This window comes from Pseudomonas sp. HP_01 (assembly GCF_055284355.1).
On record NZ_JBTOPV010000089.1, the window covers coordinates 135366 to 153955 of the forward strand.

At 59.8% G+C, this 18590-nt stretch carries 16 protein-coding genes; 8 read left to right on the forward strand and 8 right to left on the reverse strand.

Features of this window, described 5'->3' with window-relative positions:
* Positions 1 to 32: 32 nt before the first annotated feature.
* Positions 33 to 1382, forward strand: a complete 1350-nt coding sequence (glpT, locus tag ACYAR8_RS25420) for a glycerol-3-phosphate transporter (RefSeq protein WP_463581405.1) — start codon at positions 33 to 35, stop codon at positions 1380 to 1382.
* 162 nt (positions 1383 to 1544) lie between these two features.
* On the opposite strand, the gene ACYAR8_RS25425 is transcribed toward glpT, so the two are convergent.
* From ACYAR8_RS25425 to ACYAR8_RS25455, 7 genes are all read right to left on the reverse strand, one after another.
* Entirely contained in the window at positions 1545 to 2219 is a 675-nt protein-coding gene (locus tag ACYAR8_RS25425) for a gamma-glutamylcyclotransferase (protein WP_074892576.1), read from the reverse strand.
* Between the two features lie 212 nt (positions 2220 to 2431).
* The gene (locus ACYAR8_RS25430; RefSeq protein WP_108121169.1) at positions 2432 to 3400 is read right to left on the reverse strand and encodes a CDP-6-deoxy-delta-3,4-glucoseen reductase; all 969 of its coding nucleotides are present in this window, start codon (positions 3398 to 3400) and stop codon (positions 2432 to 2434) included.
* On the reverse strand, positions 3400 to 4866 hold the full coding sequence (gene ubiD / locus ACYAR8_RS25435) for a 4-hydroxy-3-polyprenylbenzoate decarboxylase (protein ID WP_463581406.1): 1467 nt from the start codon (positions 4864 to 4866) through the stop codon (positions 3400 to 3402). The genes ACYAR8_RS25430 and ubiD overlap by 1 nt, the downstream gene beginning before the upstream one ends.
* A gap of 70 nt (positions 4867 to 4936) precedes the next feature.
* Positions 4937 to 6895, reverse strand: coding sequence for an acyltransferase family protein (locus tag ACYAR8_RS25440; protein WP_463581407.1), 1959 nt, complete (start codon positions 6893 to 6895; stop codon positions 4937 to 4939).
* A gap of 94 nt (positions 6896 to 6989) precedes the next feature.
* Positions 6990 to 8249, reverse strand: coding sequence for a transcription termination factor Rho (gene rho / locus ACYAR8_RS25445; protein ID WP_037016529.1), 1260 nt, complete (start codon positions 8247 to 8249; stop codon positions 6990 to 6992).
* A 228-nt stretch (positions 8250 to 8477) separates the two neighbouring features.
* Entirely contained in the window at positions 8478 to 8807 is a 330-nt protein-coding gene (trxA, locus tag ACYAR8_RS25450) for a thioredoxin TrxA (RefSeq protein WP_074892572.1), read from the reverse strand.
* A gap of 122 nt (positions 8808 to 8929) precedes the next feature.
* Positions 8930 to 9634 carry a FadR/GntR family transcriptional regulator gene (locus ACYAR8_RS25455; protein ID WP_463581408.1) on the reverse strand — a complete coding sequence of 235 codons (705 nt, stop codon included), beginning with the start codon at positions 9632 to 9634 and terminating at the stop codon, positions 8930 to 8932.
* Between the two features lie 266 nt (positions 9635 to 9900).
* On the opposite strand from ACYAR8_RS25455, the gene ACYAR8_RS25460 reads away from it, so the two are divergent.
* The 5 genes from ACYAR8_RS25460 to ppx all read left to right on the forward strand — a co-directional run bounded on the left by ACYAR8_RS25460 (position 9901) and on the right by ppx (position 14409).
* Positions 9901 to 10686: a transporter substrate-binding domain-containing protein gene (locus ACYAR8_RS25460; protein ID WP_463581409.1), complete on the forward strand. Its 786-nt coding sequence runs from the start codon at positions 9901 to 9903 to the stop codon at positions 10684 to 10686.
* Between the two features lie 23 nt (positions 10687 to 10709).
* Positions 10710 to 11375 carry an amino acid ABC transporter permease gene (locus ACYAR8_RS25465; RefSeq protein WP_074892569.1) on the forward strand — a complete coding sequence of 222 codons (666 nt, stop codon included), beginning with the start codon at positions 10710 to 10712 and terminating at the stop codon, positions 11373 to 11375.
* On the forward strand, positions 11372 to 12022 hold the full coding sequence (locus ACYAR8_RS25470) for an amino acid ABC transporter permease (protein ID WP_074892598.1): 651 nt from the start codon (positions 11372 to 11374) through the stop codon (positions 12020 to 12022). The genes ACYAR8_RS25465 and ACYAR8_RS25470 overlap by 4 nt, the downstream gene beginning before the upstream one ends.
* On the forward strand, positions 12009 to 12743 hold the full coding sequence (locus tag ACYAR8_RS25475; protein WP_074892568.1) for an amino acid ABC transporter ATP-binding protein: 735 nt from the start codon (positions 12009 to 12011) through the stop codon (positions 12741 to 12743). The genes ACYAR8_RS25470 and ACYAR8_RS25475 overlap by 14 nt, the downstream gene beginning before the upstream one ends.
* 163 nt (positions 12744 to 12906) lie before the next feature.
* A complete protein-coding gene (ppx, locus tag ACYAR8_RS25480) occupies positions 12907 to 14409 on the forward strand; it encodes an exopolyphosphatase (RefSeq protein ID WP_463581410.1) in 1503 nt (500 codons plus the stop codon).
* Here the strand turns inward: ppx and ppk1 are convergent.
* Positions 14396 to 16618, reverse strand: coding sequence for a polyphosphate kinase 1 (ppk1, locus tag ACYAR8_RS25485; RefSeq protein WP_463581411.1), 2223 nt, complete (start codon positions 16616 to 16618; stop codon positions 14396 to 14398). The genes ppx and ppk1 overlap by 14 nt on opposite strands.
* Positions 16619 to 17136: 518 nt before the next feature.
* Between ppk1 and ACYAR8_RS25490 the strand changes: the two genes are divergently transcribed.
* Both ACYAR8_RS25490 and elbB read left to right on the forward strand, forming a co-directional pair.
* Entirely contained in the window at positions 17137 to 17766 is a 630-nt protein-coding gene (locus tag ACYAR8_RS25490; protein ID WP_463581412.1) for a DedA family protein, read from the forward strand.
* A gap of 135 nt (positions 17767 to 17901) precedes the next feature.
* Positions 17902 to 18582, forward strand: a complete 681-nt coding sequence (gene elbB / locus ACYAR8_RS25495) for an isoprenoid biosynthesis glyoxalase ElbB (protein ID WP_463581413.1) — start codon at positions 17902 to 17904, stop codon at positions 18580 to 18582.
* Positions 18583 to 18590 lie beyond the last annotated feature (8 nt).

Below are 18590 nucleotides of genomic sequence, written 5' to 3' on the forward strand. Positions count from 1 at the left end.
TCGCATAACAATAAAATAAATGGAGTGTCCCGATGTTTGCCTTTTTCCGTCCTGCCGCACATCAGGCTCCGCTGCCTGAAGAGCGTATCGACTCTACCTACCGCCGCCTTCGCTGGCAGATTTTCGCCGGCATCTTCTTCGGTTACGCCGGCTACTATTTGCTGCGCAAGAATTTCTCGCTGGCCATGCCCTACCTGATCGATGAGGGATATACCCGTGGCCAACTGGGCCTCGCGATCTCGGCGATTGCCATTGCGTACGGCCTGTCAAAATTCCTCATGGGGCTGGTGTCAGATCGCTCCAATCCGCGTTACTTCCTGCCATTCGGGCTGGTGATCTCTGCGCTGGTGATGTTCGTGTTCGGATTCGCACCCTGGGCGACGTCCAGCGTGACGATCATGTTCATTCTGCTGTTCATCAACGGCTGGGCCCAAGGTATGGGCTGGCCGCCGAGTGGACGCACGATGGTGCACTGGTGGTCGCAGAAGGAACGTGGCGGCGTAGTGTCGGTCTGGAACGTGGCGCACAACGTCGGCGGCGGCTTGATCGGCCCGCTGTTCCTGCTCGGACTCGGCTGGACCAACGACTGGCACGCCGCATTTTATGTGCCTGCGGCGGTTGCCCTGTTTGTCGCTCTGTTTGCCTTTGTCACCATGCGTGATACTCCGCAGTCCGTGGGCTTGCCGCCGGTCGAGGACTACAAGAACGACTACCCGGAAGGCTACGACGCGAGCCACGAAGAGGAATTCACCGCCAAAGAGATCTTCGTCAAATACGTCCTGCGCAACAAAATGCTCTGGTACATCGCGCTGGCCAACGTGTTCGTCTACCTGCTGCGCTACGGCGTGCTGGATTGGGCGCCAACGTACTTGAAAGAAGCCAAGCACTTCGACGTCGACAAGACGTCCTGGGCCTACTTCTTCTATGAGTGGGCAGGCATTCCGGGCACGCTGCTGTGCGGCTGGATGTCCGACAAGATATTCCGTGGCAACCGTGGCCTGACCGGGATTGTGTTCATGGCGATGGTGACCGTTGCGACACTGGTCTACTGGCTCAACCCACCAGGCAACCCCACTGTCGACATGATTGCTCTGGTCTCGATCGGCTTCCTGATCTACGGCCCGGTCATGCTGGTCGGCTTGCAGGCCCTTGAACTGGCACCGAAGAAAGCAGCCGGTACGGCAGCAGGATTCACAGGTCTGTTCGGGTACCTCGGTGGCTCGGTCGCCGCCAGCGCGCTGATGGGCTACACAGTCGACCACTTTGGCTGGGACGGCGGCTTCGTGCTGCTGGTGTCCGCTTGCATCCTCGCAATAGCGTTCCTGATACCAACGCTGCGGCATACGCGGGTGGCGAGCCAGTCGCGAGAGGAAATGGCTTAGCATCTTTCTTAGCGAGAATGTAGGAGCGCGCTTGCCCGCGATTGCGATCTGTCTGAGATGGATTAGCTGACTGACACAAAGCATTCGCGAGCAAGCGCGCTCCTACAGGTAAAGCGCTGAGGCGTGCCCATCAGGCAGAGCCAACGTGAGCGAGTCAGGCGGCTATATCGCCAACAACACCGGCCTGCACCGCTTGAACCGCGCTTCCAGGCTCAAGTCCGGCATGGCGTGGGTGCGCAGTGCGCGGATGGTTTGTTCGACGTATTCCCAGGTGGTCCCGAATCGCCCGCTGGCGTTGGCCAGCACTTGGGTGAGCACACTGTCGGGCAGGTTGCCGGCGTAACTGGGCAGATGCCGCTCCAGTACAAATCCCAGCGCCTGCACCTTGGTGCCGTCTTCCAGTCGGCAGTTGAGCCAGTGCGGGCGGTAGGACGGGAAAGGCATTTCCCTTTGCCACAACGCCAGCAAGGATTCGTCGATATTGTCTTCAGGCAATCGGTAGGCGAATCCGCTGCAGGAGCCGCCGCGATCCAGACCGAACACCAGCCCTGGCTGTTCGGGGGTGCCGCGGTGTTCGTGGGACCAAAGATAGAGACCGCGGTGATAGCCGTGGACCCGACCGCGCTGACGCTCGACGGCGCTGCACTCGGGCCGCCAGATCAATGATCCGTACGCGAACAACCAGATCGGACCGCCCTGATGGCGGCTCATCGTGGCGTGGATGGAGGCAAGCAGCTGTTCGCGGCTCAGTTTCGGCCCGAGATCGATGACCGGCGGGTAGGACAGCCCCAGGCCGTCATGGACGGCTTCCGCCAGGATATTGATTTGATTCCCCATCTGGTTCCCCCCACCGGCAAGGCTGACGCCGGTGCAACGCTGAACACTCATGAAACGGGTCTGGCAACAACGAATGAACAATCAGACGGCATCGCAGGCAGTTTGACGTTGTGACTCGGCCACCGGCGCATGGGTCACGCCGGAAAAACCGTTATCTGACAAACAGTCATGCAATACGCTGTCCACATCCTGTGTCGACGAGTGACTGCGCTTCAGGGCCTCGGGGCGTACGCGAAAACATCGGCACGCATCTGATGCGCATCCATGCCGGCCAGCACCAGCGCATCAAGGGTCGAATAGACCATCGCCGGTGAACCGCTGGCGTATACATAAAGCGACTTCAGATCGCTGAAGTCCTCGCAGACCGCCTCGTGCAGCATGCCGCAGCGCCCTTCCCAACCGCACAGATCACTGACGACCTTGTGCAGGAACAGGTTGGGCAGCGTCTGCCATTCATCCCAATGCTTGAGCTGATAGAAATCTTCCGGACGGCGCATTCCCCAATACACATGCACCGGATACGGAAAGCCTTTTGAGCGGCAATGCTCGATCAGGCTGTGCATCTGCCCCATACCGGTGCCTGCCGCGATCAATACCAGCGGGCCATCGGGCAATTCACCCAAGTGAGTATCACCGAAGGGCAGGTCAACTCGCGCCATGCCATCGCGCTGCAACTGCTTGATCAGATTTTGCGCACTCGCCTCGCGGGCGAGCACGTGAAATTCCAGATCTCGCCCGCTCTCCGGCGCTGAGGCCATGGAAAATGCAGATTTCTCCCCGTCGTCCCGATGGATCATCAGGTACTGACCGGCGTGATAACGCGGCGGTTTGCCCGCAGGCGCGCGGAGCATCACGCGCCATACATCGCCGCCGACTTCCACACACTCACTGACCTGGCAGGCGAACGTACCCACCGGCAGCTCCCCAAGGGGCAGCACGCTGTCCCACAGTACGACGCAGTCTTGCTGCGGCACCGCCAGGCAGGTGTAAATTTCGCCGTGGTTGCGGATTTCTCCCGCCTGTTCAACGCTGCCTTCAACCAGCAGCGCGGAACAGATGTGGCAATTGCCGTTGCGACAGCTCTGAGGGCATTCGTAGCCCAGCCGCTGGGCAGCGTCGAGGATCCGCTCGCCCGGCAATGTCTCGATGACTGCGCCCGATGGCTGCAAGGTTACACGCATCAATCAATTCCCAGCTGAGTCCAGATTTCATCGATCCGGCGGGTCACCGCTTCGTCCTTGACGATAGCGCGACCCCATTCACGGGTGGTTTCGCCCGGCCATTTATGGGTGGCATCGAGCCCCATTTTCGAACCCAGACCGGAGACCGGCGAGGCGAAATCGAGGTAGTCGATTGGCGTGTTGTCGATCATCACCGTGTCGCGCTTGGGGTCCATGCGCGTGGTGATTGCCCAGATGACGTCATTCCAGTCACGGGCATTGATGTCGTCGTCGGTGACGATAACGAACTTGGTGTACATGAACTGTCGCAAAAACGACCAGACGCCCAGCATCACGCGCTTGGCATGGCCGGGATACTGCTTCTTGATCGTCACGACCGCCATGCGGTACGAGCAACCCTCGGGCGGCAGGTAGAAGTCGACGATCTCGGGGAACTGCTTCTGCAGGATCGGCACGAACACTTCATTGAGCGCCACGCCCAAAATGGCGGGCTCATCAGGTGGCCGGCCCGTGTAGGTGCTGTGGTAAATCGGCTTGATGCGGTGGGTGATGCGCTCGACCGTGAAGACCGGGAAGCTGTCGACCTCGTTGTAATAGCCGGTGTGGTCGCCATACGGACCCTCATCTGCCACTTCGCCGGGATGAATCACGCCTTCAAGGACGATTTCCGCGCTGGCCGGCACTTGAAGATCATTGCCACGGCATTTGATCAGTTCGGTACGGTTGCCACGCAGCAGGCCGGCGAATGCGTATTCGGACAGGCTGTCGGGCACTGGCGTCACGGCGCCAAGAATGGTGGCGGGGTCAGCGCCCAACGCCACGGACACCGGGAATGGCTGACCCGGGTGTTTGTTGCACCAATCTCTGAAATCCAGCGCGCCGCCGCGGTGGCTGAGCCAGCGCATGATCACCTTGTTGCGGCCGATCACCTGCTGGCGGTAGATGCCAAGATTTTGCCGCTCCTTATTGGGCCCGCGAGTGACCGTCAGGCCCCACGTGATCAGCGGGCCTACATCGCCGGGCCAGCAGGTCTGCACGGGCAGCATGCCGAGGTCGACGTCGTCACCCTCGATCACGATCTCCTGACATGGGGCATCCTTGACGACTTTCGGCGCCATGGCGATGACTTTTCTGAAGATAGGCAACTTGGACCAGGCGTCTTTCAAGCCCTTGGGCGGCTCGGGCTCTTTGAGGAAGGCCAGAAGCTTGCCGATTTCCCGCAGCTCGGACACCGACTCGGCGCCCATGCCCATGGCAACCCGCTCGGGCGTGCCGAACAGATTGCCGAGCACAGGGATGTCAAAGCCCGTTGGCTTTTCGAAGAGCAACGCCGGCCCCTTGTTGCGCAAGGTCCGGTCGCAGATTTCGGTCATTTCCAGTACAGGGGAAATGGGTACCTGAATGCGTTTCAACTCTCCGCGCTGCTCAAGCTGCTGCACGAAATCCCGTAGATCCTTGAATTTCATTAACCCGGCCACTCACCAAATAGATGCACATCCTACCTGCTATGACCGCAGAGGGCAGCTTGTGTCCAACTCAAATACGCGGTGTTTCGCGGAATATCGGCGTGAACAGCGGCTCCATCTTCTCGCCGCCCAGATCCGAAAGGTGATCTTCGTCCTTGTACAGCGAACGCCCGTCAACTTCGGCACGGCACAGGCCGCCTTCGCACAGCAGTGGTTTAGGATCGATCAGGTGAATGCCTGCATCCGCCTCACTCAGGCTGGCGAACAGCTGATTGATGAATGCCTGCCGAGCATCGAGTTCTGCCAGCGGCCGTCCAACCTGCGCAGCCGAGCGGCCGACTCTCGCAAGGCTGCTCAGTCTTTCAATAGCGCCCTTGCGTTGCTGCGGCACTTCCTTGAACAACCAGACCTGCGCCCCGGCCGCCCGCAATTCGGCGATTTGGGCTTTTAAGGCGTCGGCAAAATACGCTTGGTTTTGAGCAATGGATTCGTTTTTCAGCAGCACGTTGCTCTTGTTGCCGTCTTCCAGGCCGTAGATGTACAAACTCCAGCGCGCGGCCAGCGTCACGTCAGAGATTTTCTGTGCCCGAACGCGCTCGACGTTCAACGCGTTGAAGTCCTGGCAGCGCTTGCTTGTTGCGGTGCTGACAAGGGGCGGACAGCCGCTCAAGCTCGCGAGCCAGACAGGCACATGCGCCCGCTCGGCTGCGTTTTTCACGCCTGGCCAAAGGGCGGCCGCATGACTGTCGCCCCAGATGAGATGAGATGGCGGCGCGTCCTCCTTCCCACCTGCCCGACAGAGTTTGTCCAGCCCCTGGCTCTTCTTTGATCCCAGCAAGAAACAGTCCATCTGCCCGGCGTTCCATTCCTGCGACTGCGCATACGCAAGGGCCTGACCCGAAATGCGTTGCGGCACACCATCGCTGGAGCGTACCGCCTGCCCTACCAGCGCTAAAACGGCCAAGGTAATCAAGCCGCCAATCAGCACCGGCTTGCGGCCAGCCAGCACGCGGCGCTCACGGAATGGCAGCTCAACGAAGCGCCAGCTCAGCCAAGCGAGCGCGCCCGCCAGAAGGATCCAGCCGATCGCTTCCAGGTCGGAAATACCGTCGACGGAGATCGCGTTGGCGTAGACATGGATCGGCCAATGCCACAGGTACAGCGAGTAGGAGATGAGACCAATTGCCACCAGTGGTTTGATGCTCAGCAAACGCCCAACCCATGACGCGGGATGACCGTTGGCCCAGATCATCGCCGTGGTGCCAAGAACCGGCAGCAGCGCCGCCCAGCCGGGGAATTGCGTGGTTTTGTCAAAACTCAGCATCGCCAGCACGACCGCCGCAAAGCCGCTCAGGCTGACCGTCTGGTACACCCAGCTCGGCAGCGGACGTTTAGGCGCAGGCGCGATGGCCAGCATCGCTCCGCACAGCAGTTCCCATGCACGCATCGGCAGCAGAAAGAATGCAGCTTCGGGTTTGTGCTTGATCGCCCAGATGTTCAGCCCGAACGACAGCACCAGCAAGCCGAGCAGCAACCAGCGCCAGTGCCGCACGTACCGCGTCGCCAAAACCATCAGCAGCGGGAAGAAAATGTAGTACTGCTCTTCCACCGCCAGTGACCAGGTGTGAAGAAGCGGTTTGAAGTCTGAGGTGGAATCGAAGTAGCCGTCCTGCCGCATGAACAGCAGGTTGGACATGAACATCGACTGATAGCGCACTTCCCGGCCCAACTCGGCGTAGTGCTTGGGCGTCAGCAAGATCCAGCCAAACGCCAACGTGGCCAGTACGACAACGGTCACGGCAGGGACTATGCGTCGCGCGCGACGGGCCCAGAAATCGACAAAGCTGAATCGCCCTGCACTGATCTCGCGGAAGATGATGGACGTGATCAGGTAGCCGGAGATGACGAAGAACACATCAACACCGACGAAGCCGCCGCTCAGGCCCAGACCGAAATGAAACAACAGCACCGGGACCACGGCCAGGGCGCGAAGTCCATCGATATCGCGACGATTGCCAAACGTGTGCATGACGCTCCTTGTCTACGGGAGATATCTACAGAAAAGGTCAAAAAAAATGGCGTCCAGAAGGACACCATTTTTCTACGGTCGGTTCAGCGCGGTGTTACTTGCGCTTCATCGACAGGAAGAACTCATCGTTGGTCTTGGTCTGTTTCAGCTTGTCGATCAAGAACTCGATGGCTGCGACTTCATCCATAGGATGCAGCAGCTTGCGCAGGATCCACATGCGCTGCAACTCGTCGTCGGCCGTCAGCAACTCTTCGCGGCGTGTGCCGGAACGGTTGATGTTGATGGCCGGAAAGACGCGCTTCTCTGCGATCTTGCGATCCAGAGGCAGCTCCATGTTGCCGGTGCCTTTGAATTCTTCGTAGATCACTTCGTCCATCTTCGAGCCGGTTTCAACCAGTGCCGTGGCGATGATGGTCAGCGAGCCGCCTTCTTCGATGTTACGTGCCGCACCGAAGAAACGCTTTGGCTTCTCGAGGGCGTGTGCATCGACACCACCGGTCAGGACCTTGCCGGAGCTCGGAATGACGGTGTTGTAGGCGCGAGCCAGACGGGTGATGGAGTCCAGCAGGATGACCACGTCTTTCTTGTGCTCAACGAGGCGCTTGGCCTTTTCGATCACCATTTCGGCGACCTGCACGTGACGGGTAGGTGGCTCGTCAAAGGTGGAAGCAACCACTTCGCCGCGCACGGTGCGCTGCATTTCGGTGACTTCTTCCGGACGCTCATCGATCAGCAGAACGATCAGATGGACTTCAGGATTGTTGCGCGTGATGTTCGACGCGATGTTCTGCAGCATGATGGTCTTGCCCGCTTTTGGCGGAGCAACGATCAGACCGCGCTGACCTTTACCGATCGGGGCACACAGATCGATGACGCGACCGGTGAGGTCTTCGGTGGAACCGTTACCGGCTTCCATCTTCATGCGAATGGTCGGGAACAGCGGCGTCAGGTTTTCGAACAGAATCTTGTTCTTCGCGTTTTCTGGACGGTCGAAGTTGATGGTGTCGACCTTGAGCAGTGCGAAGTAACGCTCGCCTTCCTTCGGCGGACGGATCTTGCCGACAATGGTGTCGCCCGTGCGCAGGTTGAAACGGCGGATCTGGCTGGGCGAGACGTAAATGTCGTCTGGGCCGGCAAGGTAGGAGGCGTCTGCAGAACGGAGGAAGCCGAAGCCATCCTGGAGGATCTCCAGCACGCCGTCACCCGAGATTTCCTCGCCGCTTTTCGCGTGCTTCTTCAGCAGGGAGAAAATCACGTCCTGCTTGCGCGAACGGGCCATATTTTCTATGCCCATCTGTTCGGCCATTTCGAGCAGATCGGTAATAGGCTTTTGCTTGAGTTCAGTCAGGTTCATATAGGAATGACGTAATCATGTATGGAGGGGGAAATTAAGCTTTTGGCTTAATGAGGCCGCGCCGCAGAGAAGGCGACAGGATCGCGTACAAATCGAAAGGAGAGCGTCGGCGACGGCTAGCAGGGGGCAACGGAGAAGCCGTTACGGGGCCGAATGTACCACTTGATTTTCTAAGCGTCTAGTACGACGCCAGAAATAAACCCCGCGATTTGCGGGGCTATATCGTCATCAGATGTTGGCGTCTAGGAACGCTTGCAACTGCGACTTGGACAGTGCGCCGACCTTGGTCGCCGCCACTTCGCCGTCCTTGAACAGCATCAGGGTCGGGATACCACGAACGCCATGCTTGGCCGGGGTTTCCTGATTGTCGTCGATGTTCAGCTTGGCAATGGTCAGCTTGCCTTCGTAATGGGTGGCGAGGTCATCCAGAACCGGTGCAATCATCTTGCATGGCCCACACCATTCAGCCCAGTAATCCACCAGTACAGGGCCGGTAGCCTTCAGGACATCGGCGTCGAAGCTCGCGTCGCTGACGTGTTTGATCAGGTCGTTACTCATGAGATTTCTCCGAGGTCATAGGCAAAAAAACGTGGGCCATCATAACTGTGTCACGCGGTGACAGGAAGCCGGGGTTAATTGTCTCTAGCTATGACTCGGTATGGTTGCGTCAATCAACGGTCTCAACCCGAGGGCGCGACGAACACGATGCCGGTGCGTAACGCCGCGCCACGGATATGCTCCTGCATGGCTTTCTGCGCCGGGCCAGACGCGTTCCGCGCCAACGCCCGCAGGATCTTGCGATGCTCCTGCCAGGTTTCCATGGCCCTGCCCGCCCGAATAAAAGGCAGCTTCTGGCTCTCCAGAAAAATGTCGGCGCTGGTGGTGATGATCCCCAGAATCGCCTGATTGCCACTGGCGACGAGGATGCGCCGGTGGAAATCAAAGTCCAGCCGGGCCGCGCATTCAAAATCCCCTGCCTTGAGCTCAAGGCGCATGGCTTCGACGTTATCTTCCAGTACATCGCGCTCGTCGGCCGTCAGCGTGACCGCTGCGAGCCCGGCGGCGAAACCCTCCAGCGCATAGCGCAACTGAAAAGTCTCAGCAGGTGATGCGTGCGCCGCATAGGGCCAGGAAAATCCGTCCGTGCTCCGTTGTGGTTCAGAAACCGCCTGTACGAAGACGCCTTTGCCGGGCTGCACACTGACCAGCCCCAGGGCGCTCAATGACGACAACGCCTCACGCAACGAAGCGCGACTTACGCCCAGACGAATCGCTAGATCCCGCTGAGATGGCAGGCTGTCGCCAGGCACATAGCCCTGCTCGGCGATCAATTTGCGGATCGCCTGGAAGGCGGCTTCAGGCACAGCGACAGGGCTCGGATGCATGGCAATTAAGGTGCGTAAACCGTAGGAAAAATCCCTTGTATCCCCATCGGAGACATCCGGCAAGTGACGCCCAAGGGAGGGGCGCCGGGCCTTTCGGGCGCGCCAAAGCGGGGCGGCTCGCCTATTCACTGTTCAGACCAGTTAGACCGGATCACGCCTGCGGCCCGCATTCCACGGTCGCAAACCAGCGTCTGGCATGGGCTGTGCACTAGTGCTTGGCCATCACCCGGGCTTCGCCTGCACATTGATCGATTCGGAGACACCACATGACCCAGCGTTACAGCGCCCTGCTCGCCGCACTGTTTGCCAGCCTCATGCTCGGCCAGGCCCCTGCCCACGCTAATGGTCTGGAGGATGTGACCGCTCGTGGCACGTTGAAAGTCGCTGTCCCGCAAGACTTCCCGCCCTTCGGCTCAGTCGGCCCCGACATGAAGCCGCGCGGCCTGGATATCGACACCGCACAGCTCATCGCCAACCAGTTGAAGGTCAAACTTGAGCTGACCCCGGTCAACAGCACCAACCGCATCCCGTACCTGACCACCGGCAAGGTTGATCTGGTCATCTCAAGCCTCGGCAAAAACCCGGACCGCGAAAAGGTCATCGACTTCTCCCGCGCCTACGCGCCGTTCTACCTCGCGGTTTTCGGTCCGCCTGAAGACGCGATCAAAACCGTGGACGACCTGAAGGGCAAGACAATCAGCGTGACCCGTGGTGCCATCGAGGACATCGAGCTGACCGCCGTCGCACCGAAGGAAGCAACGATCAAACGCTTCGAAGACAACAACTCGACCATAGCGGCCTACCTGGCCAAGCAGACCGACCTGATCGCCAGCGGCAACGTGGTGATGGTCGCCATCAGCGAGAAGAACCCCAAGCGCATTCCTGAGCTGAAAGTGAAGCTCAAGGACTCGCCAGTCTATGTGGGCGTGAACAAAGGTCAGCCCGAGTTGCTCGCCAAAGTGAACGAGATCCTCGAAGCGGCGAAGAAAGACGGCGCGCTGGAGAAGAACGCGCAGACCTGGCTCAAGCAGCCATTGCCTGCCGACCTCTGATCATCGACTGCCGAGGCGCTTAAATGGCTTACCAGTTCGACTTTATTCCGGTCCTGCAAAACACTGACCTGCTCCTGCGCGGCGCACTGTTCACGCTGGAACTGACCGCGATCGGCACCCTGCTCGGCGTCAGTCTTGGCATCGTCGGGGCGATTGTCAGGGCGTGGAAAATCCAGCCGTTCTCGGCCATTTTCGGTGTCTATGTCGAGCTGATCCGCAACACGCCGTTTCTGGTGCAGTTGTTTTTCATCTTCTTCGGATTGCCGTCGCTGGGCCTGCAGATATCGGAGTGGCAGGCCGCCGTGCTGGCGATGGTCATCAACCTCGGCGCCTATTCCACGGAAATCATCCGTGCGGGCGTGCAGGCGATTCCGCGCGGTCAGATCGAGGCGTCTGCCGCGCTGGCGATGACCCGCTTCGAGACCTTCCGCCACGTGGTACTGGTCCCGGCACTGGGCAAGGTCTGGCCGGCGCTGAGCAGCCAGATCATCATCGTCATGCTCGGCTCGGCGGTCTGCTCGCAGATCGCCACCGAGGAACTGAGCTTCGCCGCGAACTTCATTCAATCGCGCAATTTCCGCTCGTTTGAGACGTACATCATTACCACGCTGATCTACCTGTGCATGGCGCTGCTGGTGCGTCAGTTACTGGCATGGATCGGTCGACGCTACATCGCGAGGAGCCGCTGATGGATTTCACCCTTTGGGACATCGTGCGCAACTTGTTGACCGGCCTGCAATGGACACTGGCGCTGTCGCTGGTGGCGTTCATCGGCGGCGGCGTGATCGGGTTGCTGGTGATGACCCTGCGCATCTCCGAGAAGCCAGTCCCGCGCAGGCTTGCGCGCTGTTACATCGAGCTGTTTCAAGGCACACCGTTGTTGATGCAGCTTTTTCTGGTGTTCTTCGGCGTGGCGCTGATGGGCATCGACATTTCGCCCTGGTTCGCCGCGGCGCTGGCGCTGACGTTGTTCACCAGTGCGTACCTGGCTGAGATATGGCGGGGCTGCGTGGAGTCGATTTCCAACGGCCAGTGGGAAGCTTCCGCGAGTCTGGCGCTGACGCCGTTCGAGCAACTGCGCTATGTAATTCTGCCCCAGGCGTTGCGCATTGCCGTGGCGCCGACGGTGGGGTTCTCGGTGCAGGTGGTCAAAGGCACGGCGGTCACGTCGATCATCGGCTTCACCGAGCTGACCAAAACCGGCGGCATGCTCGCCAACGCTACGTTCCAGCCCTTCATGGTCTACGGCTTCGTTGCCTTGGGCTACTTCCTGCTTTGCTATCCGTTGTCGCTCAGCGCGCGCTATCTGGAAAGGAGACTTCATGCCTCTGCTTAGAATTTCCGCCCTGCACAAGTATTACGGCGACCACCACGTGCTCAAGGGCATCGACCTCAGCGTCGAGGAAGGTCAGGTCGTGGCGATCATCGGGCGCAGCGGTTCGGGCAAAAGCACGTTGCTGCGCACCCTGAACGGGCTGGAGTCGATCAATGACGGCGTGATTGAGGTCGACGGCGAATACCTCGATGCCGCGCGGGCTGACCTGCGCAGCCTGAGACAGAAAGTCGGCATGGTCTTCCAGCAATTCAACCTGTTTCCGCACCTGACGGTGGGCGAGAACGTAATGCTCGCACCGCAGGTGGTGAAGAAGGTTTCCAAAGCCGAAGCGAAAAAGCTGGCGAAAGAGATGCTCGACCGGGTGGGCCTGGGCGAGAAATTCGACGCCTTCCCTGACCGACTGTCCGGTGGTCAGCAGCAGCGCGTGGCGATTGCGCGTGCGCTGGCGATGTCGCCCAAAGTGCTGCTGTGCGATGAAATCACCTCGGCGCTCGACCCTGAACTGGTCAACGAAGTCCTCGCGGTCGTTCGCGAGCTGGCCAAAGACGGGATGACGCTGATCATGGTCACCCACGAAATGCGCTTCGCCCGGGAGGTGGGCGACAAACTGGTGTTCATGCATCAGGGCAAGGTGCATGAAGTCGGTGACCCAAAAGAATTGATGGCCAATCCCAAGACGCCCGAGCTGGCGAATTTCATTGGCTCCGTAGAGCAGGGGTAAGTCGTAGCGGCGCGATTGCAACAAATCCAAAACCGATGGCGCACACCCCGGCCCCTTCCCGGCTGAAGCCAGTCCTACTAATACCGCGCAAATACGTTGCCGGTTTGGCGACAGTGATGGATCGTGGCACGATGTCGGAGTTATCGACCGAGACCTTTTGACCATGCCGCTATCCACAGCCAAAAACCTCTCGCTGATCGCCGCGATCGACCTGGGCTCCAACAGCTTCCATATGGTTGTCGCCAAAGCCAATCAGGGCGAAATTCGCATCCTTGAGCGGCTCGGTGAGAAAGTGCAGCTGGCCGCGGGGATCGATGACGACCGCCGCCTCAGCGAAGAATCCATGCAGCGCGGGCTCGACTGCCTCAAGCGCTTCTCCCAACTGATCAACGGTATGCCGCCCGGCGCCGTGCGCATCGTCGGCACCAACGCCCTGCGCGAAGCCCGCAATCGCAACGAATTCATCCATCGCGCCGAAGAAATCCTCGGCCATCCGGTGGAAGTCATCTCCGGCCGTGAAGAAGCGCGACTGATCTACCTGGGCGTTTCCCATACCCTGGCCGACACGCCCGGCAAACGCCTGGTCGCCGACATTGGCGGCGGCAGCACCGAGTTCATCATCGGCCAGCGCTTCGAGCCACTGTTGCGCGAAAGCCTGCAGATGGGCTGTGTCAGCTTCACTCAGCGTTATTTCAAGGACGGCAAGATCACACCGGCCCGCTACGCCCAGGCTTACACTGCAGCGCGGCTGGAAATCATGAGCATCGAGCACGCTCTGCATCGCCTGACGTGGGATGAGGCCATCGGTTCTTCCGGCACCATTCGCGCCATCGGCATGGCGCTGAAGGCAGGCGGCCACGGCAATGGCGAGGTCAACGCCGAAGGCCTGGCCTGGCTCAAGCGCAAGCTGATGAAGCTGGGCGAAGTGGACAAAATCGATTTCGAAGGCCTCAAGCCTGATCGTCGGGCGATCTTCCCGGCCGGGCTGGCGATCCTCGAAGCGATCTTCGACGCCCTCGACCTCAAGCGCATGGACCACTGCGAAGGCGCGCTGCGTGAAGGCGTGCTCTACGACCTGCTCGGCCGCCATCACCACGAAGACGTGCGCGAACGCACCCTCAGCTCGCTGATGGAGCGCTACCACGTTGATCTGGAACAAGCCGCCCGTGTCGAGCGCAAGGCCCTGTCGGCGCTGGAGCAAGTGGCAAAGGCGTGGGAGCTTGAGGACAATGCGTATCGCGAGTTACTGAGCTGGGCCGCCAAGGTCCATGAAGTGGGGCTGGACATCGCCCACTATCAATACCACAAGCATGGCGCGTACCTGATCGAGCACTCCGATCTCGCCGGTTTCTCACGCGAAGACCAGCAAATGCTCGCGCTGCTGGTGCGCGGTCATCGTCGCAATATTCCCAAGGATAAGTTTGCCGAGTTCGGCAATGAAGGCGTGAAGCTGATCCGACTGTGCGTGCTGCTGCGCTTCGCAATTCTGTTCCACCACATTCGCGGCACCCAAGAGATGCCGCAGCCTGTGCTGACTGCCAACGATAACCACCTGGACATCGTGTTCCCGGATGGCTGGCTGGAAAACAACCAGCTGACTCAGGCCGACTTCGCGCTCGAAGCGGAGTGGCTGACCCGAGTCGGCATCATCCTCAACGTACGCTGAGGACCGGGTTGCTGAGTTTTTCCAACAGACTCGCCTGCACGTTGCGGGCGTTCTGGTTGCCGGTCGGGGTGCTGCGAATGTAGCGCCCGTCCGGCTGCAGCAGCCAGCTATGGGTGTTGTCGGTCAGGTACCCTTCCAGCTCTTTCTTCACACGCAGGATCAGCTTCTTGCCTTCCACCGGGAAGCAGGTCTCGACGCGCTTGTCGAGGTTGCGCTCCATCCAGTCAGCACTGGACAGGAACATCTGCTCGTCACCGCCATTCAGGAAGTAGAACACCCGCGTGTGCTCAAGGAAGCGACCGATGATCGAGCGCACCTGAATATTGTGGGACACGCCCGGCACGCCAGGCCGCAGGCAGCACATGCCGCGCACGACGAGGTCGATCTTGACCCCGGTCTGACTGGCCTTGTACAGAGCGCGAATGATCTTCGGGTCGGTCAGCGAGTTGAACTTGGCGATGATGTGCGCAGGCTTGCCCTCGGACGCGAACTGCGTCTCCCGGGCAATCATGTCCAGCATGCCTTTCTTCAGGGTGAACGGCGCGTGCAGCAGCTTCTTCATGCGCAGCGTCTTACCCATGCCGATCAACTGACTGAACAGCTTGCCGACGTCTTCGCACAACGCATCGTCCGAGGTCAGCAAGCTGTAGTCGGTATAGAGACGCGCATTGCCGGCGTGATAGTTGCCCGTACCCAAATGGGCATAGCGCACGATCTCACCGGCTTCACGGCGCAGGATCAGCATCATCTTGGCGTGGGTCTTGTAACCGACCACGCCGTAGATCACCACGGCACCGGCCGCTTGCAGGCGGCTTGCCAGTTGCAGGTTCGACTCTTCGTCAAAACGGGCACGCAGCTCAATGACGGCGGTGACTTCCTTGCCGTTACGCGCGGCGTCGACCAGTGCATCGACGATTTCCGAGTTGGCACCACTGCGGTACAGCGTCTGCCGCACGGCCAGCACGTGAGGGTCTTTCGCCGCCTGGCGCAGCAGATCGACGACCGGTGTGAAGGACTCGAACGGGTGCAGCAGCAGAATGTCCTGCTTGCTGATCACGTTGAAAATGTTTTCGCTGTTCTGCAGCAGCTTCGGAATCGCCGGGGTGAACGGCATGTACTGCAGCTCGGGGTGACTGTCCAGGCCAGTGATGCTGAACAGCCGCGTCAGGTTCACCGGGCCGTTGACCTGATACAGCTCGGTCTCGCTCAGATTGAACTGCTTGAGCAGGTAGTCCGACAGCAGTTTCGGGCAAGTGTCCGCCACTTCCAGACGCACCGCATCGCCGTAACGACGGGAGAACAGCTCGCCACGCAGCGCGCGGGCAAGGTCTTCTACGTCCTCGGAGTCGAGGGCCAGGTCGGCGTTTCGGGTCAGACGGAACTGATAGCAACCCTTGACCTTCATGCCCTGGAAAAGGTCATCGGCGTGGGCATGGATCATCGACGACAGGAAGACATAGTTGTCCCCCGGGCCGCCCACGTCTTCCGGCACTTTGATGATGCGCGGCAACAGGCGCGGTGCCGGGATGATCGCCAGACCCGAGTCGCGGCCGAAGGCGTCGATGCCTTCAAGCTCAACAATGAAGTTCAGCGACTTGTTCACCAGCAGCGGGAACGGGTGCGTCGGGTCCAGACCGATCGGCGTGATGATCGGCGCGATCTCGTCCCGGAAATAACGGCGCACCCAGGCCTTGATCTTGGCGTTCCAGTTGCGACGGCGAATGAAGCGCACCTGATGCTTTTCCAGCTCCGGCAGCAGGATGTCGTTGAGAATGGCGTATTGGCGATCCACGTGGCCGTGCACCAGTTCGCTGATGCGCGCCAGCGCCTGATGAGGCTGCAGACCGTCAGCACCGGCCTGTTCGCGGGCGAAGGTGATCTGCTTCTTGAGCCCGGCAACGCGAATTTCGAAGAATTCGTCGAGGTTGCTGGAGAAAATCAGCAAGAACTTGAGCCGCTCAAGCAACGGGTAGGACTCGTCCAGCGCTTGTTCCAACACGCGAATATTGAATTGCAGCTGCGACAGCTCGCGATGGATATAAAGACTGCTGTCATCCAGATTGGGCACAGCGATGGCATGCGGGGCCGGATGAGGCGGTTCCAGCGCGGGGACCACTTCAATGGTCGGCTCGACCAAAGGAGTGACTTCCTGATTGACGGGCTGAGGGTCAAGCCCGACTGCGGCTTCGGTAGATCCTTCGGTGCTCATGAATAATCCTGTAAGGCAATTGGCCTTGTAACAGTTGGGCCGCGCATACGGCCGATGTCGGAATGCCGCTTGCGCCACAACAGTGGTGACGTACAGCGTGGAACAACGGTCACGCCCAGGGGGCAGCGGTTCTGACGATAGTTGCAGCCTGGGTCGATATCGCGGGGCGTGGCGACCGGCGTCAGGCTCAATGCTGTGAGCGGTTTGACTCTCCACGCTACGGATTTCTCCGTACGGTGCAAGCCCTGAACTGCAAACATTCGCGTGGCGCCAGATAGAGGGCAACGTGCAAGGAAGGGATCCGCGCCCATCCAGGCGGGCAAGCGTGACATTTATAAGCGGCGATTATGACACTCACGTGACAGGCGTAATTGCGACGTAACGTGTACGACACAAACCCGCTCTTCGCGCGAACAATCGCTCCCGAACGTAGGAAACTTTAACGCGGTGACACATTTGCATACTTTCCTGAATGCCTTGGGCGCGTTAGGCTGCGCGTTCATTTCGCCAGCACCCAAATGATGCTCCAGCATTTTTTACAAGAATTTGGCTACTTCGCCCTTTTCCTCGGGACCTTTTTTGAAGGCGAGACCATTCTGGTGCTTGCCGGCTTTCTTGCGTTCCGCGGATACATGGATATCAATCTGGTCGTGGTGGTTGCCTTCTTCGGCAGCTACGCAGGCGACCAGCTCTGGTATTTCATGGGACGCAAGCATGGCCGCAAGCTTCTGGCGCGCAAGCCTCGCTGGCAGTTGATGGGCGATCGCGCGCTGGAGCATATCCGGCGCCACCCCGACATCTGGGTGCTGAGCTTCCGCTTTGTGTATGGCTTGCGTACGGTCATGCCGGTCGCTATCGGGCTGTCCGGTTATCCACCGGGGCGCTACCTGTTGCTCAACGGCATCGGCGCAGCGGTATGGGCAGCGGCGCTGGGCGCGGCGGCGTACAAGTTCGGCTCCGTGCTCGAAGGCCTGCTGGGCAACGTCAAGAAGTACGAACTGTGGGTGTTGGGCGCATTGCTGGTGATCGGTGTGCTGCTGTGGGTTCGCCGGCGCATTAAAAACGCACGCATCGCTCGCGAAGAAAAGCTGGCCGTCGCAGCCAACGCCCAAGTCCATGTGGACGCCAAGAACACCCCTGACGAGTAAATCCTCGGCGCATGCCTACGGAGCTGGAGACATTCGCTGACGGCGTTGTCCTAGGCTCATGGCTTGCGACAATCAGCGCAATGCTGACCTGCGTAACCGGCTATGGGCCGGAGCGCCCGAGAGAGGAACACGCGAATGACCAAAAAAGTGGCCGTTATTCTTTCTGGCTGTGGCGTTTACGACGGCGCGGAAATTCACGAAAGCGTGCTGACGTTGCTGCGCCTTGATCAGCGCGGCGCCGCAGTGAAGTGCTTTGCACCCAATATCCCTCAGCACCACGTCATCAATCATCTGTCCGGCGAAGAGATGCCCGAGTCGCGCAACGTGCTGGTCGAATCTGCCCGCATCGCCCGTGGCGCCGTCGAAGACATCCGCGAAGCCGACGTCACTGAATTCGATGCATTGATCATCCCCGGTGGCTTCGGTGCCGCAAAAAACCTGTCGAACTTCTCGACCCAGGGCGCTGGCTGCAAGGTCCAGGCTGAAGTGCTGGCGATGGCCGAAGCGTTCGCAGCAGCCGGCAAGCCCATCGGGCTGATCTGTGTATCGCCCGCGCTGGCCGCCAAAATTTATGGACCTGGCGTCACCTGCACGATCGGCAACGACGCCGACACTGCCGCAGCGATTACCCGCATGGGCGGGACCCATCAGGACTGTGAGGTGACGGAGATCGTCGAGGACAAGGACCGCAAACTGGTGAGCACACCCGCTTACATGGTCGCCAAGTCTATTGGTGAGGCGGCATCCGGGATCAACAAGCTGGTGGATCGGGTGCTGGAGCTGGTACAGGAAAACGAAGACCGCCTTGACGACTGATCTTTTGA

Excerpts from the sequence above, each read along its gene's own strand:
- glpT (WP_463581405.1), top strand. The coding sequence starts at position 33 with ATGTTTGCCTTTTTCCGTCCTGCCGCACATCAGGCTCCGCTGCCTGAA.
- ACYAR8_RS25425 (WP_074892576.1), bottom strand. The coding sequence starts at position 2,219 with ATGGGGAATCAAATCAATATCCTGGCGGAAGCCGTCCATGACGGCCTG.
- ACYAR8_RS25430 (WP_108121169.1), bottom strand. The coding sequence starts at position 3,400 with ATGCGTGTAACCTTGCAGCCATCGGGCGCAGTCATCGAGACATTGCCG.
- ubiD (WP_463581406.1), bottom strand. The coding sequence starts at position 4,866 with ATGAAATTCAAGGATCTACGGGATTTCGTGCAGCAGCTTGAGCAGCGC.
- ACYAR8_RS25440 (WP_463581407.1), bottom strand. The coding sequence starts at position 6,895 with ATGCACACGTTTGGCAATCGTCGCGATATCGATGGACTTCGCGCCCTG.
- rho (WP_037016529.1), bottom strand. The coding sequence starts at position 8,249 with ATGAACCTGACTGAACTCAAGCAAAAGCCTATTACCGATCTGCTCGAA.
- trxA (WP_074892572.1), bottom strand. The coding sequence starts at position 8,807 with ATGAGTAACGACCTGATCAAACACGTCAGCGACGCGAGCTTCGACGCC.
- ACYAR8_RS25455 (WP_463581408.1), bottom strand. The coding sequence starts at position 9,634 with ATGCATCCGAGCCCTGTCGCTGTGCCTGAAGCCGCCTTCCAGGCGATC.
- ACYAR8_RS25460 (WP_463581409.1), top strand. The coding sequence starts at position 9,901 with ATGACCCAGCGTTACAGCGCCCTGCTCGCCGCACTGTTTGCCAGCCTC.
- ACYAR8_RS25465 (WP_074892569.1), top strand. The coding sequence starts at position 10,710 with ATGGCTTACCAGTTCGACTTTATTCCGGTCCTGCAAAACACTGACCTG.
- ACYAR8_RS25475 (WP_074892568.1), top strand. The coding sequence starts at position 12,009 with ATGCCTCTGCTTAGAATTTCCGCCCTGCACAAGTATTACGGCGACCAC.
- ppx (WP_463581410.1), top strand. The coding sequence starts at position 12,907 with ATGCCGCTATCCACAGCCAAAAACCTCTCGCTGATCGCCGCGATCGAC.
- ppk1 (WP_463581411.1), bottom strand. The coding sequence starts at position 16,618 with ATGAGCACCGAAGGATCTACCGAAGCCGCAGTCGGGCTTGACCCTCAG.
- ACYAR8_RS25490 (WP_463581412.1), top strand. The coding sequence starts at position 17,137 with ATGATGCTCCAGCATTTTTTACAAGAATTTGGCTACTTCGCCCTTTTC.
- elbB (WP_463581413.1), top strand. The coding sequence starts at position 17,902 with ATGACCAAAAAAGTGGCCGTTATTCTTTCTGGCTGTGGCGTTTACGAC.